This is a genomic window from Ruegeria sp. CDSA020, from assembly GCF_059612345.1.
In genome coordinates this window covers 141,417-158,641 of sequence record NZ_JBXWQK010000005.1, presented here as the reverse complement: position 1 = coordinate 158,641, position 17,225 = coordinate 141,417, and the positions used below count along the sequence as shown (strand labels likewise).

Annotated in this window: 19 protein-coding genes; 14 read left to right on the top strand and 5 right to left on the bottom strand. The window is 57.5% G+C overall.

Features of this window, described 5'->3' with window-relative positions; translation table 11 throughout:
* Positions 1 to 2: 2 nt before the first annotated feature.
* Genes AC2FJW_RS10305 through AC2FJW_RS10290 form a run of 4 tightly spaced genes read right to left on the bottom strand, consistent with a single transcriptional unit; the run spans position 3 to position 2,668 of the window.
* Positions 3 to 1,031 (bottom strand): MaoC family dehydratase, encoded by a 1,029-nt coding sequence (locus tag AC2FJW_RS10305; RefSeq protein ID WP_496750013.1) that lies wholly within the window; start codon positions 1,029 to 1,031, stop codon positions 3 to 5.
* Positions 1,031 to 1,237, bottom strand: a complete 207-nt coding sequence (locus AC2FJW_RS10300) for a DUF1737 domain-containing protein (RefSeq protein ID WP_142635490.1) — start codon at positions 1,235 to 1,237, stop codon at positions 1,031 to 1,033. The genes AC2FJW_RS10305 and AC2FJW_RS10300 overlap by 1 nt, the downstream gene beginning before the upstream one ends.
* Positions 1,238 to 1,249: 12 nt before the next feature.
* Positions 1,250 to 1,804, bottom strand: coding sequence for an NnrU family protein (locus AC2FJW_RS10295; protein ID WP_496688977.1), 555 nt, complete (start codon positions 1,802 to 1,804; stop codon positions 1,250 to 1,252).
* Positions 1,805 to 1,810: 6 nt separating this feature from the next.
* On the bottom strand, positions 1,811 to 2,668 hold the full coding sequence (locus AC2FJW_RS10290) for an HpcH/HpaI aldolase/citrate lyase family protein (RefSeq protein WP_496750012.1): 858 nt from the start codon (positions 2,666 to 2,668) through the stop codon (positions 1,811 to 1,813).
* 171 nt (positions 2,669 to 2,839) lie between these two features.
* Between AC2FJW_RS10290 and AC2FJW_RS10285 the strand changes: the two genes are divergently transcribed.
* Positions 2,840 to 3,139 carry a hypothetical protein gene (locus AC2FJW_RS10285; protein WP_271948426.1) on the top strand — a complete coding sequence of 100 codons (300 nt, stop codon included), beginning with the start codon at positions 2,840 to 2,842 and terminating at the stop codon, positions 3,137 to 3,139.
* Here AC2FJW_RS10285 and AC2FJW_RS10280 read toward each other — a convergent pair.
* Positions 3,136 to 3,891, bottom strand: coding sequence for a sulfite exporter TauE/SafE family protein (locus tag AC2FJW_RS10280; protein ID WP_496696434.1), 756 nt, complete (start codon positions 3,889 to 3,891; stop codon positions 3,136 to 3,138). The two genes, AC2FJW_RS10285 and AC2FJW_RS10280, sit on opposite strands and share 4 nt — an antisense overlap.
* Before the next feature lie 161 nt (positions 3,892 to 4,052).
* On the opposite strand from AC2FJW_RS10280, the gene mdh reads away from it, so the two are divergent.
* The 13 genes from mdh to lpdA all read left to right on the top strand — a co-directional run bounded on the left by mdh (position 4,053) and on the right by lpdA (position 17,217).
* Positions 4,053 to 5,015: a malate dehydrogenase gene (gene mdh, locus AC2FJW_RS10275; protein WP_142635480.1), complete on the top strand. Its 963-nt coding sequence runs from the start codon at positions 4,053 to 4,055 to the stop codon at positions 5,013 to 5,015.
* Positions 5,016 to 5,084: 69 nt separating this feature from the next.
* A complete protein-coding gene (locus AC2FJW_RS10270; protein WP_496750011.1) occupies positions 5,085 to 5,933 on the top strand; it encodes a putative nucleotide-diphospho-sugar transferase in 849 nt (282 codons plus the stop codon).
* 216 nt (positions 5,934 to 6,149) lie between these two features.
* Positions 6,150 to 7,343 carry an ADP-forming succinate--CoA ligase subunit beta gene (sucC, locus tag AC2FJW_RS10265; RefSeq protein ID WP_496696438.1) on the top strand — a complete coding sequence of 398 codons (1,194 nt, stop codon included), beginning with the start codon at positions 6,150 to 6,152 and terminating at the stop codon, positions 7,341 to 7,343.
* Between the two features lie 214 nt (positions 7,344 to 7,557).
* A complete protein-coding gene (locus AC2FJW_RS10260) occupies positions 7,558 to 7,806 on the top strand; it encodes a hypothetical protein (RefSeq protein WP_142635474.1) in 249 nt (82 codons plus the stop codon).
* Between the two features lie 72 nt (positions 7,807 to 7,878).
* Positions 7,879 to 8,760: a succinate--CoA ligase subunit alpha gene (sucD, locus tag AC2FJW_RS10255; RefSeq protein WP_109312903.1), complete on the top strand. Its 882-nt coding sequence runs from the start codon at positions 7,879 to 7,881 to the stop codon at positions 8,758 to 8,760.
* Positions 8,761 to 8,964: 204 nt separating this feature from the next.
* Positions 8,965 to 9,213: a hypothetical protein gene (locus tag AC2FJW_RS10250; protein WP_496696442.1), complete on the top strand. Its 249-nt coding sequence runs from the start codon at positions 8,965 to 8,967 to the stop codon at positions 9,211 to 9,213.
* 27 nt (positions 9,214 to 9,240) lie between these two features.
* Positions 9,241 to 9,783 carry a DUF805 domain-containing protein gene (locus AC2FJW_RS10245; protein WP_496696592.1) on the top strand — a complete coding sequence of 181 codons (543 nt, stop codon included), beginning with the start codon at positions 9,241 to 9,243 and terminating at the stop codon, positions 9,781 to 9,783.
* A 57-nt stretch (positions 9,784 to 9,840) separates the two neighbouring features.
* On the top strand, positions 9,841 to 10,539 hold the full coding sequence (locus AC2FJW_RS10240; protein ID WP_282021642.1) for a sulfotransferase family 2 domain-containing protein: 699 nt from the start codon (positions 9,841 to 9,843) through the stop codon (positions 10,537 to 10,539).
* Positions 10,540 to 10,576: 37 nt separating this feature from the next.
* Entirely contained in the window at positions 10,577 to 13,534 is a 2,958-nt protein-coding gene (locus AC2FJW_RS10235; RefSeq protein ID WP_496750010.1) for a 2-oxoglutarate dehydrogenase E1 component, read from the top strand.
* A 2-nt stretch (positions 13,535 to 13,536) separates the two neighbouring features.
* Positions 13,537 to 15,039 (top strand): 2-oxoglutarate dehydrogenase complex dihydrolipoyllysine-residue succinyltransferase, encoded by a 1,503-nt coding sequence (gene odhB / locus AC2FJW_RS10230; protein ID WP_496750009.1) that lies wholly within the window; start codon positions 13,537 to 13,539, stop codon positions 15,037 to 15,039.
* 2 nt (positions 15,040 to 15,041) lie between these two features.
* Complete coding sequence (locus AC2FJW_RS10225) at positions 15,042 to 15,311, top strand: hypothetical protein (protein WP_142635953.1); 270 nt, start codon at positions 15,042 to 15,044, stop codon at positions 15,309 to 15,311.
* Positions 15,312 to 15,354: 43 nt separating this feature from the next.
* Complete coding sequence (locus AC2FJW_RS10220) at positions 15,355 to 15,744, top strand: MAPEG family protein (protein ID WP_496700912.1); 390 nt, start codon at positions 15,355 to 15,357, stop codon at positions 15,742 to 15,744.
* Positions 15,745 to 15,828: 84 nt separating this feature from the next.
* The gene (gene lpdA / locus AC2FJW_RS10215; RefSeq protein ID WP_496696448.1) at positions 15,829 to 17,217 is read left to right on the top strand and encodes a dihydrolipoyl dehydrogenase; all 1,389 of its coding nucleotides are present in this window, start codon (positions 15,829 to 15,831) and stop codon (positions 17,215 to 17,217) included.
* Positions 17,218 to 17,225 lie beyond the last annotated feature (8 nt).

Sequence of the window (17,225 nt, the reverse complement as noted above, 5' to 3'; positions counted from 1 at the left end):
GGTCAGACTGGCATCAAAGCCCAGTAGTCGAGGTCCAACAGAACGTTGGGCAGATATCGGCCATCGTCATTTTTCAACTCGAATGGCTCTCCGCCCTTCGTGGCAACCAGCCGCAACCGGACCACCCCAACGCCGGGGATGCCGGTTTCGGCTTTGTCCAGCACCTCTGACCAGGCCTTAATCGTATCACCTGAGAAGCAAGGGTTGGCATGGGCGCCACCGTTCAACCCGACGATCATCTGCGCATTTGCCAATCCGTTGAACGACAGGGTCCGCGCCATCGAGATCACGTGCCCGCCATAGATCAGACGGCCTTCGGGGCGGAAGGTCAGATCGAAATGAACCTTGGCGGTGTTCTGCCAAAGCCGCGTGGCCAGCATATGCTCGGCTTCTTCCACGGTGACGCCGTCCACATGATCAATCTTTTCACCAATCGCGTAATCGCCCCACCGATGCGCCTCACCGGCCTGAACAAATTCATAGGAGGAAAAGTTCAGCCCTTGTGGCACTACCAGATCCTGTGGCTCCAGCACCTGTTTCAACTCGGGCACCACCGTGTCCGGGGCGGGCGCGTCAGGGTTCGATTTGCGCACCATCACCCAGCGGACATACTCAATAACCACCTCATCGCGCTGGTTCAGGCCACGGGTTCGCACCCACACCACACCGGTTTTTCCGTTCGAGTTCTGCTTGACCCCAATCACTTCGGATTCCGACCGCAGCGTATCGCCGGGATAAACCGGCTTCAGCCAACGCCCCTCAGCATAGCCCAGATTAGCCACAGCATTCAGCGATACATCAGGGACAGTCTTGCCAAACACCACGTGAAACGCCGCTAGATCATCGATCGGGCTTTGCGGCAGGCCACAATTCCGGGCGAACTCATCCGAGGAATACAGAGCATGACGTGCCGGATAGAGCGCATGATACAACGCCCGTTCGCCATCGGTCACGGTGCGAGGCACCGCGTGGTGCAGCACTTGCCCTACAGAATAATCCTCGAAGAAACGGCCCGGATTGGTCTTTGCCATTATTGCTGTCCCAGTTTCATTTCAGGGGAATAGTCGGTCGCAACCTCTTTGGTCACGGCCTGCGCACAACGCATCACGTTGTTTGCAGTGTCAAAGGCATAGGACGGGTCGCCATACAGCTCCCACCCTTTTGCCAGCGCGTCCGACACTTTGTGACAGAAGGCTGCGGTGTCTTCCTCGGTCAGCAGACGATAGAGTGTTGCCATGTTGTCAAACCTTTATGAACCAAACGGCGACGGGCCGACCAACCCGTGAATATAGCCGATAATGCCCAGCAGAACGATCGACGCGACAAAGAACATCGCATCCTTGCCGTAAGTGCCCGGCTCGCCCGGTGTCCAGTCCGGCTCGGATTTGTTGATCACGATCACTTCGACCACCGCCCAGGCCAGCAAGCCGCCGAACAGGACGATTGAGGCCAGATCACCATTGACCAGCAAATGCGCAAAGGCCCAGAGCTTCATGCCGCCCAGCATCGGGTGACGCAGCTTGTTCAGCAGACGACCCTTTTGGCCTGCAGGGCTCATCATATAGATAGCGATCAGCACCAGCAGGTTGTTGACGTGGATCAGAAAGGTCGGCGGCGACCAGATTGGGATGAAATCGGTCATGCGATAACCGAAGATCATCAACAGGATTGACGCCAGCAGTGCCAGCGCCACCGCGCCCGCACCGCCTTTGCCCATCGCCGCGCGCTGGTCCGGCATCACGCGTTTGAACAGATGTGCGGCCCACCAGAGCGCCACACCAAGAATCAGAAGAACAAAGCCCATGCTGGCTTACCCCGCTTGCAAAGCTGAAATCGCCTCTGCTTTTGCCAGAATTTCACGGGCGGTTGCAACGTGCAGGTTTTCCACGATCTTGCCATCGACGACCGCGACGCCCTGCCCTTGTGCTTCGGTCTCTTCAAAGGCGGTGATCTGGCGGCGGGCCAGATCGATTTCCTCATCCGATGGGGCGAAGGCGTCGTTGGTGACATCGACCTGTGCGGGATGGATCAGGGTCTTGCCGTCAAAACCCATATCGCGGCCCTGCGCGCATTCGGCCGCCAGGCCTTCGCTGTCCTTGAAGGCGTTATAGACGCCATCGACGATGATCAGCCCCTCAGCCTTGGCGGCTAACAGGCACAGGCCCAGCGACGTCCGCAACGGCAGGCGGTCAGGGCGGAACCGTGTCTGCAATTCCTTAGCCAGATCGTTGGTGCCCATGACGAAGCCCGCCATCAGCGGATGCGCGGCAATTTCGGCGGCGTTCAGCATCCCGCGCGGGGTCTCCATCATGGCCCAAATCGGCAGATTACCGGTTATTGCGGCCAACGCATCCACATCTGCGGCAGAATTCACTTTGGGCAGCAGAACCACATCCACGTCCATGTCCCGCACGGCTTGGGCATCGGCCCGGCCCCATTCGGTATCTAGGCCATTGATTCGTACGATCTTGACCCGCGCTCCATAACCGCCAGCAGCCAAGGCAGCCCCGAGCGTTTCACGCGCGTTGTTTTTTTCGTCCGCCGTGACCGCATCTTCGAGGTCAAAAATAACCGCATCAACAGGCAGGTTGCGGGCCTTGTCCAACGCCCGGTCTTTGGAACCAGGAATGTACAATACGGAACGGTAGGGTCGCTGACGGGGGTCCATTGGCTTCGGCCTCTTGAAATAATGTTGCGCAGAATGGGGCATTTTCTGTAGGAAAGTTCAAGCGCAAACTTGCCGCACCGCAGCATTAACGACGCAACGTGCGTTCCTTTAACCGTATTTCGGTCTGCACCGGTCACCGTCTTGGCAGATCGCAATCAAAAGGGTTCACCGATGAGCAAGACGCTGTTCAATATGACAATGGGGCTGGGTATCATGGTTCTGGCCGCCCAGCAGGTGCAGGCTCAAAGCTGCGCCCCCCGCGACGAGGTCATAACTCGACTGGCCGAGACTTATGGCGAAACGCGTAAGAGCATTGGCATCGCCCGACAAGGTGCGGTGATGGAAGTCTTTGCCTCTGATCAAAGCGGAAGCTGGACTATTACTGTGACATTACCGGATGGAATGACCTGCCTTGTGGCTTCGGGCCAGTCCTACGAAGATATGGCCGAAGCACTACCGCCCAATGTCTAGCTCAGGGCCTCCCAGATCAGTTTTGTTCCGGTCAGCATCAGCAAAACGTAGGCAATACCGAAGAACAGGCGTTCGGATATCATGAAATGCGCGCGCACACCCAGCCATGCACCAAGCACGGCAAATGGAGCCAGCAACAAGTCGGCCAGCGCAGTGTGCCATGTGAACAGACCCAGATAGGCATACGGAATGAATTTAGCGACATTGATGACCCAGAAGACCAGCACAGTGCTCGCCTGAAACTCGGTTTTCGACAGACGCTGCGATATCAGATAGACGGCGGCGGGCGGGCCGCCCGCATGACTGACAAAGCTGGTGAATCCGGCGACCAACCCCGCAAGAATTCCCGCAAATGGCGGCAGGCGATTGGCAAAGCCGCGGATCCAGCCCTTTCTCTGGGCCACATGCCAGATCACGAACCCCACTGAAATTCCTCCGATCAGCAGGCGCAGAAGGTCGTCATTCGTGGCGCGATACAGCCAGGCGCCCACTGCCACACCGGGCACTGCCCCCACGATCAGCAGGCGTGAATCCGGCCAGTTCCAGCGTTTCCAATAGGGGCCCAGCGTAGCGATGTCGATTACCATCAGAATTGGCAACATCAATGCAAGCGCCTGTCCCGGTGTCAGGATCAGTGCCAGAATCGATGATGCGGCAAACGCCACCCCCGAGCCGAACCCACCCTTCGAGATGCCGGCGAAGATCACAGCAGGGATCGCCACGGCAAAAAACATCAGGTCCATCTCGAACATGCGGTGTCCCGTAAATATGCATGAGTCACAGGCGGTTTAGCGCAATCGGTAGGAGACGTGCAAACGGTATGCGGTGGCATGCCGCGCCGCAGAAGGCTTGCGCAGCGCCGGTTTTAGGACTAGCAAAACCGCGATTTCAATACCGACCGGAGATTTTCCAAATGGCCAGACCCAAGATCGCGCTGATCGGCGCAGGTCAGATCGGCGGCACGCTCGCCCACCTCGCAGCAATGAAGGAACTCGGTGACGTCGTGCTGTTCGACATCGCCGAGGGCACTCCGGAAGGCAAGGCGCTGGATATCGCAGAATCCGGCCCTTCCGAAGGGTTCGACGCCAAGCTAAAAGGCACCCAGTCCTATGAGGACATCGCAGGCGCCGACGTTTGCATCGTCACCGCAGGTGTCCCACGCAAGCCAGGCATGAGCCGTGATGACCTGCTGGGCATCAACCTGAAAGTCATGAAGTCGGTCGGTGAAGGCATCGCCGCCAACGCGCCCGATGCTTTTGTCATCTGCATCACCAACCCGCTGGACGCGATGGTCTGGGCTCTACGTGAATTCTCGGGCATGCCGCACAACAAGGTCTGCGGCATGGCGGGCGTTCTGGACTCGGGCCGTTTTGCCCACTTCTTGTCGGAAGAATTCAACGTGTCCATGCGCGACGTCACTGCCTTTGTTCTAGGTGGCCACGGCGACACCATGGTTCCTTCGGTTCGTTATTCTACCGTTGCGGGCATCCCGCTTCCCGATCTGGTCGAGATGGGCTGGACCACACAAGAGAAACTGGACGCAATCGTGCAGCGTACCCGAGACGGCGGGGCTGAAATCGTTGGCCTGTTGAAAACAGGTTCGGCTTTCTATGCGCCTGCCACATCGGCAATCGAAATGGCCGAAGCCTATCTGAAAGACCAGAAACGCGTCCTGCCCTGCGCCGCTTATTGCGACGGAGAGCTGGGTGTCGAAGGCATGTATGTCGGCGTACCCACCGTGATCGGCGCAGGCGGTATCGAGCGTATCGTCAACATCAAGCTCAACGAAGAAGAGCAGGCCGGTTTCGACAACTCGGTCAACGCCGTGAAGGGTTTGATCGAAGCATGTAAAGGCATCGACAGCTCTCTGGCCTGATCCGCCTAATACCGTTAAACAGTGCCCGGCTCACCTTTGGTGGGCCGGGTCATTTTTTGGAAGATTGCCATGTCGCCCCAGGGATTTGTGATTGCCGCAAGCGGTAAGGATTACATCGAAACAGCGGTGGCAGCGGCTCGGTCGTTAAAGGTCGCCATGCCGGATGTAGCGGTCGACCTGTTCACCGACCTCGAAAACATCCCGGGAACAGAAGTGTTTGACCAAATCCACATGCTGGACAAAAGCTGGTTCCGACCCAAGTTCGAAAGCCTTGTGCGGTCCCGGTTCGAAAAGACGGTCTATTTGGATGCCGATGTGCGCTGTCTGGCAGATATGTCGGATATCTTCACCGTCTTGGAGCAGTTTGATATCGCGATGGTCCATGACCCTTTGCGCAACTCGGCCCATGCGCAACGTGTTTGGAAAACTCCGCTGCCCAACGCATTCCCCCATCTCAATGGCGGGCTGGTTGGAATTCGCACTTCGGACGCAGTGCTGGATTTCCTGCGAGATGTACAAGAGACTATCATCTCGGAAAACCTGACCTCAGATCAGGCGCTGATCCGCGAAAAGCTGTTTGCCAGCGCGTTGCGACTGGCAGTTCTGCCACCCGAGTACAACTTCCTCGATTATCGTCAGGCCGAGATGTTTGGTTTTCTGCACAGCGCCCCGCGCCTGCTGCATCACTACAAATTTCACAACCGTCATGACAAGCGGCTGGACAGCGCTAGAACTGTCGCCGGTTTGGTAGGGCCCGATCTCGAACGTCATATCAACAGCCTTATCGAAGCCGACGCACAGCTCACGCCCGGCGCGTCGAAAAAAGTCCGACCACTGGTTGACAAAGGCTTGTTGGGCAAACTGCGCAAACTGGTGATGTCTGTGAAAAAGGGTATCGTCCGCCTCAGACGCGGATAGGTTAGCGCTAGCTTGAAAACGTCATATTCTATTGGGTGAATTTCCCGACGAATCAACGCTCAATACCGACTCAAGTTTTGTGATCACACCCTGAAATGCTGTGATCACAAATAATGAAAATCTTCGTGAAAAACCTACTCAACATCAAAAAAGCCTTTAAACTTGCCCCTTAGACACGCCTATATCGGTCAATCGTAGTCAGACGGGACAGTTTCGATGAACATTCACGAATATCAGGCCAAAGCGCTTCTTCGCAGCTATGGCGCCCCGGTTTCCGACGGTCGCGCGGTCCTGCGCGCCGAGGAAGCTAAAACCGCAGCCGGTGAGTTGGACGGACCTCTTTGGGTCGTCAAAGCGCAGATCCACGCGGGCGGCCGCGGCAAGGGGTCTTTCAAGGAATCCGATGCCGGGGAAAAAGGCGGCGTCCGTCTGACCAAATCGGTTGAAGAGGCCGCCGAGGAAGCCAAGAAGATGCTGGGGCGCACGTTGGTCACCCATCAAACCGGCCCCGCAGGCAAACAGGTCAACCGCATCTATATCGAAGCAGGGTCCGGCATCGAAACGGAATTGTACCTGGCCCTGTTGGTAGACCGCCAGACCAGCCGCATCTCATTCGTCTGCTCGACCGAAGGCGGCATGGATATCGAAGAGGTGGCCGCAGCCACGCCTGAGAAAATCTTGTCCTTCTCGGTTGACCCAGCCACCGGTTATCAGGCCTATCACGGCCGCCGCATCGCATTCTCACTGGGTCTGCAGGGCGCACAGGTCAAACAATGCGTCAAACTGATGAGCCAGCTCTATGCCGCCTTCGTCGAGAAGGACATGGAAATGCTGGAGATCAACCCGCTGATCGTCTCCGACAGCGGCGACCTCAAGGTGCTGGACGCCAAGGTCAGTTTTGACGGCAACGCGATGTATCGCCATCCGGATATTTCAGAACTGCGCGACACGACCGAGGAAGACCCCAAGGAACTGGAAGCCAGCAAATACGACCTGAACTACATCGCGCTGGATGGTGAGATCGGGTGCATGGTCAACGGCGCCGGTCTGGCGATGGCAACGATGGACATCATCAAGCTGTACGGGGCCGAGCCTGCCAACTTCCTCGACGTCGGCGGCGGTGCCACCAAAGAGAAAGTCACCGAGGCGTTCAAGATCATCACCTCTGACCCGCAGGTCAAAGGCATTCTGGTCAACATCTTCGGCGGCATCATGCGCTGTGACGTGATTGCTGAGGGCGTTGTGGCCGCGGTGAAAGAGGTCGGCCTGCAAGTTCCGCTGGTTGTGCGTCTGGAAGGCACCAATGTCGAGAAGGGCAAAGAGATCATCAACACCTCGGGCCTGGACGTGATCGCAGCGGACAACCTAAAAGACGGTGCCGAGAAGATCGTGAAGGCGGTTAAGGGGTAAATTCGTGGGTCTTTTCAGTAAGCCACTGTTGTTTGCAGGCGCACTGCTTAGCTTGGCCGCCTGTCAAACAACAACTGAGAGCACGTCGCCGTCGAACCCGCCAGAAATCAAGCGGTCATCAAACGCGGGTCCAGGCGCCAATCCGGTCTCGGCCGGACAAGCTACGGCGTATTTCCGCGCGCTGTGTGGTCAGGCAGAATTGGGACGCAGTGCTTTGGAAGACGCAGCGGCGGCAAATGGATTTGTCCAGAACTCGAAAACAACGACATACTTTCATCAGAAACAAGATCTTTCGGTCAAACTGACCGATACTGCCTGCTCAATTGTGTTTGTGTCCAACGAAAATCCATCAACGGTCAATGGGACTTTTAACGCTTTGCAAAGCGACTTGGGTCCGATCAGCATCCGGGACGTGGGTGTAATCGGCGGCGAACACTACTTCAGCGCACGGATCAAAGTTTGAATGGGCGTGAGCCTACAACCAATACCTTAAGGGTCACCTGACCCATCAATGGTAAAAATAGGAGAACGCCAAATGGCAGTCCTCATCGACGAAAATACCAAAGTGATCTGTCAGGGCTTTACCGGCTCGCAGGGCACATTCCACTCTGAACAGGCCATCGCCTATGGCACCAAGATGGTCGGCGGCGTGACCCCCGGCAAAGGCGGGATGACCCACCTTGACCTGCCCGTGTTCAACTCGGTCCACGAGGCCAAGCACGTGACCGAAGCCAACGCATCGGTGATCTATGTGCCGCCGCCGTTTGCGGCGGACTCGATCCTCGAAGCGATTGATGCCGAGATGGAAGTGATCGTCTGCATCACCGAAGGCATCCCGGTTCTGGACATGATGAAGGTCAAGCGCGCTCTGGAAGGCTCAAGCTCGCGCCTGATCGGGCCGAACTGCCCCGGTGTGATCACGCCCGACGCCTGCAAGATCGGCATCATGCCCGGCCACATTCACAAACGCGGGAGCGTGGGTGTCGTTTCCCGCTCGGGTACGCTTACTTATGAAGCTGTGAAACAGACAACAGACGTAGGCCTGGGCCAGTCCACCTGTGTGGGCATCGGCGGCGACCCGATCAAAGGGACCGAGCATATCGACGTGCTGGAATGGTTCCTGGCCGATGACGAAACCCATTCGATCATCATGATCGGTGAGATTGGTGGTTCTGCCGAGGAAGAAGCCGCGCAGTTCCTGGCGGATGAGGCCAAGAAAGGCCGCTCGAAACCCACCGCTGGCTTTATCGCAGGCCGCACGGCCCCTCCGGGCCGCCGCATGGGTCACGCGGGCGCGATTGTAGCCGGTGGCAAAGGCGGAGCCGAGGACAAGATCGAAGCCATGCGCTCGGCCGGTATCGTCGTGGCCGAAAGCCCGGCGCAGCTGGGTGAGGCTGTGCTGGAAGCGATTGGGTGAGCTGTGACTCCCTGTTGCCCATATGAGCTGAGGGCGGCGCCCAACCGCGGGTGGGTGCGAAGCACCTGCCCGTCAATTCTTTGGTTTACCTTCGGCAAAACGGGGTGGACGAACGCTGCCCGGCGATGCCGCTGGGCAGGACTCGTTGTAGCGGTCGCCTGCTTAGGTAACCTAGCCAGCGCCGAAGCATCTAGTGAAGCACCGATGGATCAATTCATCGTTCGCGCCATTCCTGGCGTCACAGGTGGCTCGACAAAAACATTGGGCGATGACCGCATCTCATTTACTTATTTGAGCATTCGTGTCGACGATGAAGAGTTGCAAGCAGCTGCCGATTTTTGGTGCTCGCAATTTGAAGGATCCGCTAGACTTGTTTCCGATACTCAGGTCGGCAGCTCACTTCTGCTATTTGAACGCCGCCAGTCAGTTTTCGACTGCGCGGTCCAAAATTAGGGGCAAGGCATGAGTCAACCAACAACCATGACCTTCTCCGACGCCATCCGCACCTGTTTCTCCAAGTACTTCACGTTCTCGGGTCGTGCCTCGCGGCCTGAATACTGGTTCTTTTTCCTGTTCATCCTGATCTGGAGCATCATCGCCGGGATCATCGACGCGCAGTTCTTCACGCAAGTCGCTGTGACTGAAACCGAGACGTCCAGATCCGTGTCCGTCACGTCTTCGCAGCCTGTGCAGGGCATTGTTGGTCTAATCGTGTTCTTCCCGCATCTGGCCGTCGCCTGGCGGCGGATGCATGATACCGGGCGCAGCGGGCTGTATGCGTTACTGCCGATCCTGCTGTTCTTTGGCGCCGGGGCCGTGATGGTCTTTGGTATCGGCCTCGCTTCGCATTTCCAGCATGGCGGCAATCTGGACATCCTGTTCACCCGCGCCACGCTGCTGATCGTCATTCCGACATTTATCGTTCTGTTTGTGTCGCCCCTCCTGGTCCTATGGTGGCTGACCCGCCCCAGCCAGCCAGGCACCAACCAATACGGTCCCAATCCTTCAGAGGTCCCTCAATGAACCTGCTGAGCGTAAACTCTCTACAAGCGGCCCCTGTAGCCAGAGGGGCCATCTGACATGGTTTTGGTTTGCCATGAGCATAAGTTTGTCTACCTCAAGACGACAAAGACAGCGGGAACCTCTACCGAGATAGCGCTTCAGCCCTTGTGCGAAGAACCCGGACTTCCACGGCTTGAAAATGGGCAAATCCGCGTATCGAAATACGGTATTGTCGGTGCTCGTGGGAAAACTGCAAGTTTGGTCCGGCCAAAATGGCAGTTCTGGCGCAAATACGCATGGCGCAACCATATGCCTGCGAAACAGGTTCGAGCCAATCTTGGGGCAAAGACCTTTGATTCCTATACAAAGATCGCCAACGTACGAAATCCATTCGATCGTGCTGTATCCGACTACCACTTTCGGAAACATCAGCAAGGATTGCCCTCGGAAGACCCGCAGACCGAAATTGCTCAGTTCAAAGAGTTCATCCGGTCAAAGGCCTGGGGCAATAACTGGGACATAGTCTCGATCAACAACAAGCTGATCGTGGACAAGTTCGTCCGCAAGGAAAACCTGCAGTCAGATCTGAAAGAGATTTATCGATCCTTTGGGTTGCCGGAAGACAGCTTTGAATTGCCGCACGAGAAGTCGATGGCCGAACGACGAAAAGGCATTCCGGTGCCCGATTATTTCGACGCAGATACGATAGATATCGTTCGACGAAGAATGACCTGGATATTCGAGGCCGGAAACTACCCCGAAGATCCGCAAGACTAAACCATACCAAACCCGAAATCGCATTTGAGGTCCTACAATGACCGAACATACGCCCAACTCTGCCTTCCACGCCTCAAGCTTTATGCAGGGGCATAATGCCGAATATCTGGAGCAGCTCTACGCCCAGTATACCAAGAACCCCGGCGCGGTGGATGCCGCCTGGGCCGAGTTCTTCAAGGCCATGGGCGACGCCTCGCCTGATGTCCAGCGCGAGGCCGAGGGGCCTTCGTGGGCGCGGTCCGACTGGCCGCCGATGCCGACGGATGATCTGACCGGTGCGTTGACTGGCGAATGGGCCGAGATCGACGCCAAGGCGGCGGGTAAGAAGATCAAGGAAAAAGCCGCCGACAAAGGCGTTGCCGTCAGCGAAGACCAGATTAAGCGCGCAGTTCTGGACAGTCTGCGGGCGCTGATGCTGATCCGGGCCTATCGTATTCGGGGTCATCTGGCCGCCGATCTGGACCCGTTGGGCATGCGGGCTGCCAGCACGCATCCGGAATTGGACCCCAAAACTTATGGGTTTACCGATGCCGATATGGATCGCCCGATCTTTATCGACAACGTGCTGGGCCTGCAGATGGCCAGCATGCGCCAGATCGTCGAGATCGTGAAACGCACCTATTGCGGCACCTTCGCGCTGCAATACATGCATATTTCGAACCCGGAAGAGGCTGCCTGGCTGAAGGAACGGATCGAAGGCTATGGCAAGGAAATCGCGTTCACCAAAGAGGGCCGCAAGGCCATCCTGAACAAGATGGTCGAGGCCGAAGGGTTCGAAAAGTTCCTGCACGTGAAATACATGGGCACCAAGCGCTTTGGTCTGGACGGCGGCGAAGCACTGATCCCCGCGATGGAACAGATCATCAAACGCGGCGGGGCCCTAGGCCTGAGCGATATTGTCATCGGCATGCCACACCGCGGACGTCTGAACATTCTAGCGAATGTAATGGCCAAGCCATACCGCGCCATCTTTAACGAATTCCAGGGGGGCAGCTTCAAGCCTGAGGACGTGGATGGCTCGGGCGATGTAAAATACCACCTGGGCGCCTCAAGCGACCGCGAATTTGACGGCAACAGCGTACACCTGTCATTGACCGCTAACCCAAGCCACCTTGAGGCGGTGAACCCTGTTGTTCTGGGCAAGGTCCGCGCCAAGCAGGATCAGTTGAACGACACCGACCGGACCAGAGTCATGGCCATTCTACTGCATGGCGATGCGGCCTTTGCCGGTCAGGGTGTCGTTGCCGAAGGATTCGGCCTGTCCGGCCTGCGCGGTCACAGGACCGGCGGCACCATGCATATCGTGGTGAACAACCAGATCGGCTTTACCACTGCACCGCATTTCTCGCGCTCCAGCCCTTATCCCACGGATATCGCACTGATGGTTGAAGCCCCGATCTTCCACGTGAATGGCGACGACCCCGAGGCGGTGGTACACGCAGCCAAGGTTGCGACCGAGTTTCGCCAGAAGTTCCACAAGGACGTTGTTCTGGATATATTCTGCTATCGCCGGTTCGGGCATAACGAGGGCGACGAGCCCATGTTCACCAACCCGATCATGTACAAGAAGATCAAGACCCATAAGACCACGCTGTCACTGTACACGGAGCGGCTGGTCAAGGACGGGTTGATCCCCGAAGGCGAGATCGAAGATATGAAAGCCGCCTTCCAGGCCCATCTGAATGATGAGTTCGAAGCCGGCAAAGACTATAAACCCAACAAGGCCGACTGGCTGGACGGGCGTTGGGCGCATCTGGATAAGAACAAAGACGAATATGTTCGCGGCGATACTGCGATTGCACCAGAAACCCTGGCCGAGGTTGGCGCATCGCTAACCCGGGCCCCCGAGGGATTTGCACTCCATAAAACTGTCGGCCGCCTGCTGGACCACAAAAAGCAAATGTTCGAAACCGGCAAAGGCTTTGATTGGGCCACGGGTGAGGCACTGGCCTTTGGATCATTGCTGACCGAAGGCTATCCAGTTCGCCTGTCGGGTCAGGACGCGACGCGCGGTACGTTCAGCCAGCGCCATTCCGGCTTTATCAATCAGGAAACTGAAGAGCGGTACTATCCACTGAACAACATCCGGGCTGGTCAATCACAATATGAGGTGATCGACTCGATGCTGTCGGAATACGCGGTTCTGGGCTTTGAATACGGCTTTTCCCTGGCTGAACCCAACGCTCTGACCCTGTGGGAGGCGCAGTTCGGCGATTTCGCCAACGGTGCGCAGATCATGTTCGATCAGTTCATCAGCTCGGGCGAAAGCAAATGGCTGCGCATGTCCGGTCTGGTGACCCTGCTGCCGCACGGGTTCGAAGGGCAAGGGCCTGAACACTCGTCCTCGCGTCTGGAACGCTTTCTGCAGATGTGTGGTCAGGACAACTGGATCGTAGCCAACTGCACGACGCCTGCGAACTACTTCCACATCCTGCGCCGACAGCTGCACAGAACCTTCCGCAAGCCTCTGATCCTGGTGACACCGAAATCGCTGCTGCGCCACAAGCTGGCGATCAGCACGGCCGAGGATTTCACCACCGGCTCCAGCTTCCACCGGGTGCTGTGGGACGACGCGCAAAAGGGTAACTCGGACACAACCCTGGTCAAGGATGACAAAATCAAACGGGTCGTGATGTGTTCCGGCAAGGTCTATTTCGACCTGCTGGAAGAGCGTGACGCGCGCGGCATCGACGATGTCTATCTGATGCGGATCGAACAGTACTATCCGTTCCCCGCGCATTCGCTGATCAATGAACTGGAACGGTTCAAGGGAGCCGAAATCATCTGGTGTCAGGAAGAGCCCAAGAACCAGGGTGCATGGTCCTTTATCGAACCCAATATCGAATGGGTCCTGACACGGATCGGCGCCAAACATACCCGCCCGGTCTATGTCGGCCGCGCCACCTCGGCCTCACCTGCGACAGGTCTGGCCAGCCAACATAAAGCCCAACAAGAAGCGCTGGTGAACGAAGCGCTGAGCATTGAAGGAAAGTAATGATGTCCATTGAAGTTCGTGTTCCCACGCTGGGCGAATCCGTTACCGAAGCCACCGTCGCCACCTGGTTCAAGAAACCCGGTGATGCAGTCGCGGTCGATGAAATGCTGTGCGAGCTTGAAACCGACAAGGTCACGGTCGAGGTCCCCTCGCCCGCCGCTGGCGTGATGGGTGAGGTTGTCGCCGCCGAAGGCGAAACCGTTGGTGTTGATGCCCTGCTGGCGACAATCGTCGCCGGAGAAGGTGCCGCCCCGGCCCCAGCCGCCGCACCTGCGCCTGCTGCCGCTCCGGCAGCCTCGGGCGGCAGCGTCGATGTGATGGTGCCCACGCTGGGCGAATCCGTCACCGAAGCAACCGTTTCGACATGGTTCAAACAGGTCGGCGACAGCGTCGCACAGGACGAGATGCTGTGTGAGCTGGAAACCGACAAGGTCTCGGTCGAGGTTCCCGCCCCTGCGGCGGGTGTTCTGGCAGAAATCGTTGCCCCTGAAGGCGCAACCGTAGATGCCGCAGCCAGGCTGGCGGTGATCTCGGGTTCAGCAGTAGGGGCAGTAGCCGCTCCGGCAGCGGTTGCACCTGCAAGCGGAAGTGATTCCGTTGGCGGCAAAGATGTGGCCAATGCACCCTCGGCCGAAAAAGCCATGGCCCAGGCTGGCCTGTCCGCCGATCAGGTCACGGGAACCGGACGCGACGGACGTATCATGAAGGAAGATGTGGCCAAGGCAGTCGCGGCCCCAGCGCCCGCTGTCGCGGCACCCGCACCTGCGATCCAGGCGCCACGCGCACCCGTTGCTGCACAGGATGCCAGCCGCGAGGAACGTGTGCGCATGACACGCTTGCGCCAGACCATCGCCAAACGCCTGAAAGACAGCCAGAACACCGCCGCCATGCTGACCACCTATAATGAGGTGGACATGACCGAGGTGATGGCCCTGCGCAACCAATACAAAGACCAGTTCGAGAAGAAGCACGGCGTCCGTCTGGGCTTTATGTCCTTCTTCACCAAGGCCTGCTGTCATGCACTGAAAGAAGTGCCCGAAGTGAATGCCGAGATTGATGGCACCGACATAGTCTATAAGAACTTTGTGCATATGGGTGTCGCCGCAGGCACGCCGACCGGTCTTGTTGTTCCGGTCATCCGTGATGCAGATTCGATGTCATTTGCCGCGATCGAAAAGGCCATCGCCGAAAAGGGCAGGCGCGCCCGTGACGGCAAGCTGAGCATGGAAGAGATGCAGGGCGGCACCTTCACCATTTCGAACGGCGGCGTCTATGGCTCGCTGATGTCCTCGCCGATTCTGAACCCGCCGCAGTCGGGTATTCTTGGTATGCACAAGATTCAGGACCGTCCGATGGCCATCAACGGTGAGGTCAAGATCCGCCCGATGATGTATCTGGCTCTGTCCTATGACCACCGGATCGTGGACGGCAAAGGTGCTGTGACCTTCCTAGTGCGCGTGAAAGAGGCACTGGAAGACCCACGCCGCCTGCTGATGGATCTATGACCATGGCAACTCATGTACTCTGGCAGGCTGACGTTGCTGATTTTGATGTCTGGCTGAAAGTGTTTCGCGAAGACAAGCCAATGCGGGAGGCCGCGGGTATCCGCGACCTCCACATCTGGAAAGACCCCGATCAGCGTGATCATGCGGTTGCAATGTTTGAGGTGGTTGATCTTGAAAAGGCCCTGAGTTTCTTTGATTCCGAGGAATTGGCCATGCATCACGAACGCGGCGGGATCGCGCATATTCAGGTGAAGCTTCTGACGCCAGTTTAAACCGATTTATCGCATCCGTTCCTAATGCGAGGAAACAAGCTGAATGACCACGGAATTGACCGTCTTGTCGCTGGCAGCCCTTCTTTGGGTCGCTCAATTTGTCGCCTATTTGATCTCTGGCCACGGCAAGGTCGATGTGCTGCACGCGTTGGGGCCACGTGATACTCCGTTTGACAAACCTGCTGCAATGGGACGACTGCACCGGGCGCTTAGCAACCATTCCGAAGGGTTGGTTTTGTTCGCTATCGCATCTTTGGTCATTACGGCCTCGGGGCAATCCAGCGCTTTTACTGCCGCCTGTAGTTGGGTCTACCTGATCGCACGCGCTTCCTATGTTCCGGCCTATGCATTTGGCTGGACACCGTGGCGTACAGTGATCTGGATGATCGGGCTGTTGGCGACCACTGCAATGCTGTTGGCAGCTGTGTTTTGATTCGAGCTGCCGCATAGATTATTCAATGGGGGTGCATTGCGCGGACAAGCGCATCCGACCCCACCAAATACAAGGACCGGACAAATGGCAAACTATGACGTCATCGTAATCGGAGCAGGCCCCGGCGGCTATGTCTGCGCCATCCGCTGCGCGCAGCTGGGGTTGAAAACCGCCGTGGTCGAAGGGCGTGAGACGCTGGGTGGCACCTGCCTGAACGTGGGCTGCATCCCGTCTAAGGCGTTGCTGCATGCCAGCCATCAGCTGCACGAGGCCGAGCATAACTTTGCCAAGATGGGCCTCAAGGGCAAAAGCCCGTCGGTCGATTGGAAGCAGATGCAGGCCTATAAGGACGAAGTCATTGACGGCAACACCAAGGGCATCGAGTTTCTGTTCAAGAAGAACAAGATCGATTGGCTGAAAGGCTGGGGCTCGATCCCTGCTGCCGGTCAGGTCAAGGTCGGTGATGAGGTTCACGAGGCCAAGAACATCATCATCGCGTCCGGGTCCGAGCCTTCCGCGCTGCCTGGTGTTGAGGTGGATGAAAAGGTCGTCGTGACCTCAACCGGCGCGCTGGCGCTGGGCAAGATTCCGAAGAAGATGGTTGTCATCGGCGCAGGCGTGATCGGGCTGGAACTGGGCTCGGTCTACAGCCGTCTGGGTTCCGAAGTCACGGTGATCGAATTCCTCAAGGAAATCACCCCGGGGATGGACCCTGAGGTTCAGAAAACCTTCCAGCGCATCCTCAAGAAACAGGGCCTGAGTTTTGTCATGGGTGCTGCGGTGCAAAAGACCGAAGCCACCAAGACCAAGGCCAAGGTGACTTATAAGCTGCTGAAGGATGACAGCGAGCATGTGATTGACGCCGATACCGTCCTTGTCGCTACTGGGCGCAAACCGTTCTCGGATGGTTTGGGGCTGGACGCTTTGGGTGTTGAAATGACACCCCGCGGTCAGATCAAGGTAGGCGCCGATTGGCAGACTAACGTGCCGGGCGTCTATGCCATCGGCGACGTGACTGAAGGCCCGATGCTGGCGCATAAGGCCGAAGACGAGGGCATGGCCGCCGCCGAACAGGTTGCGGGCAAGCATGGGCATGTAAACTATGGCGTCATTCCGGGCGTGATCTACACCTGGCCCGAGGTCGCCAATGTCGGCGAGACAGAGGCGACGCTCAAAGAACAGGGCCGTGCCTATAAGGTCGGAAAGTTCATGTTCATGGGCAATGGCCGCGCCAAGGCGAACTTTGCCTCGGATGGTTTCGTCAAGATTCTGGCAGACAAGGAAACCGACCGCATTCTGGGCGCGCATATCATTGGCCCGGCTGCGGGTGATTTGATTCACGAGGTCTGCGTGGCGATGGAATTCGGCGCCTCGGCCGAAGATCTAGCGCTGACCTGTCACGCGCATCCGACATATTCCGAAGCGGTGCGTGAGGCGGCCCTGGCCTGCGGTGACGGGCCAATTCACAGCTAACAAAAGGA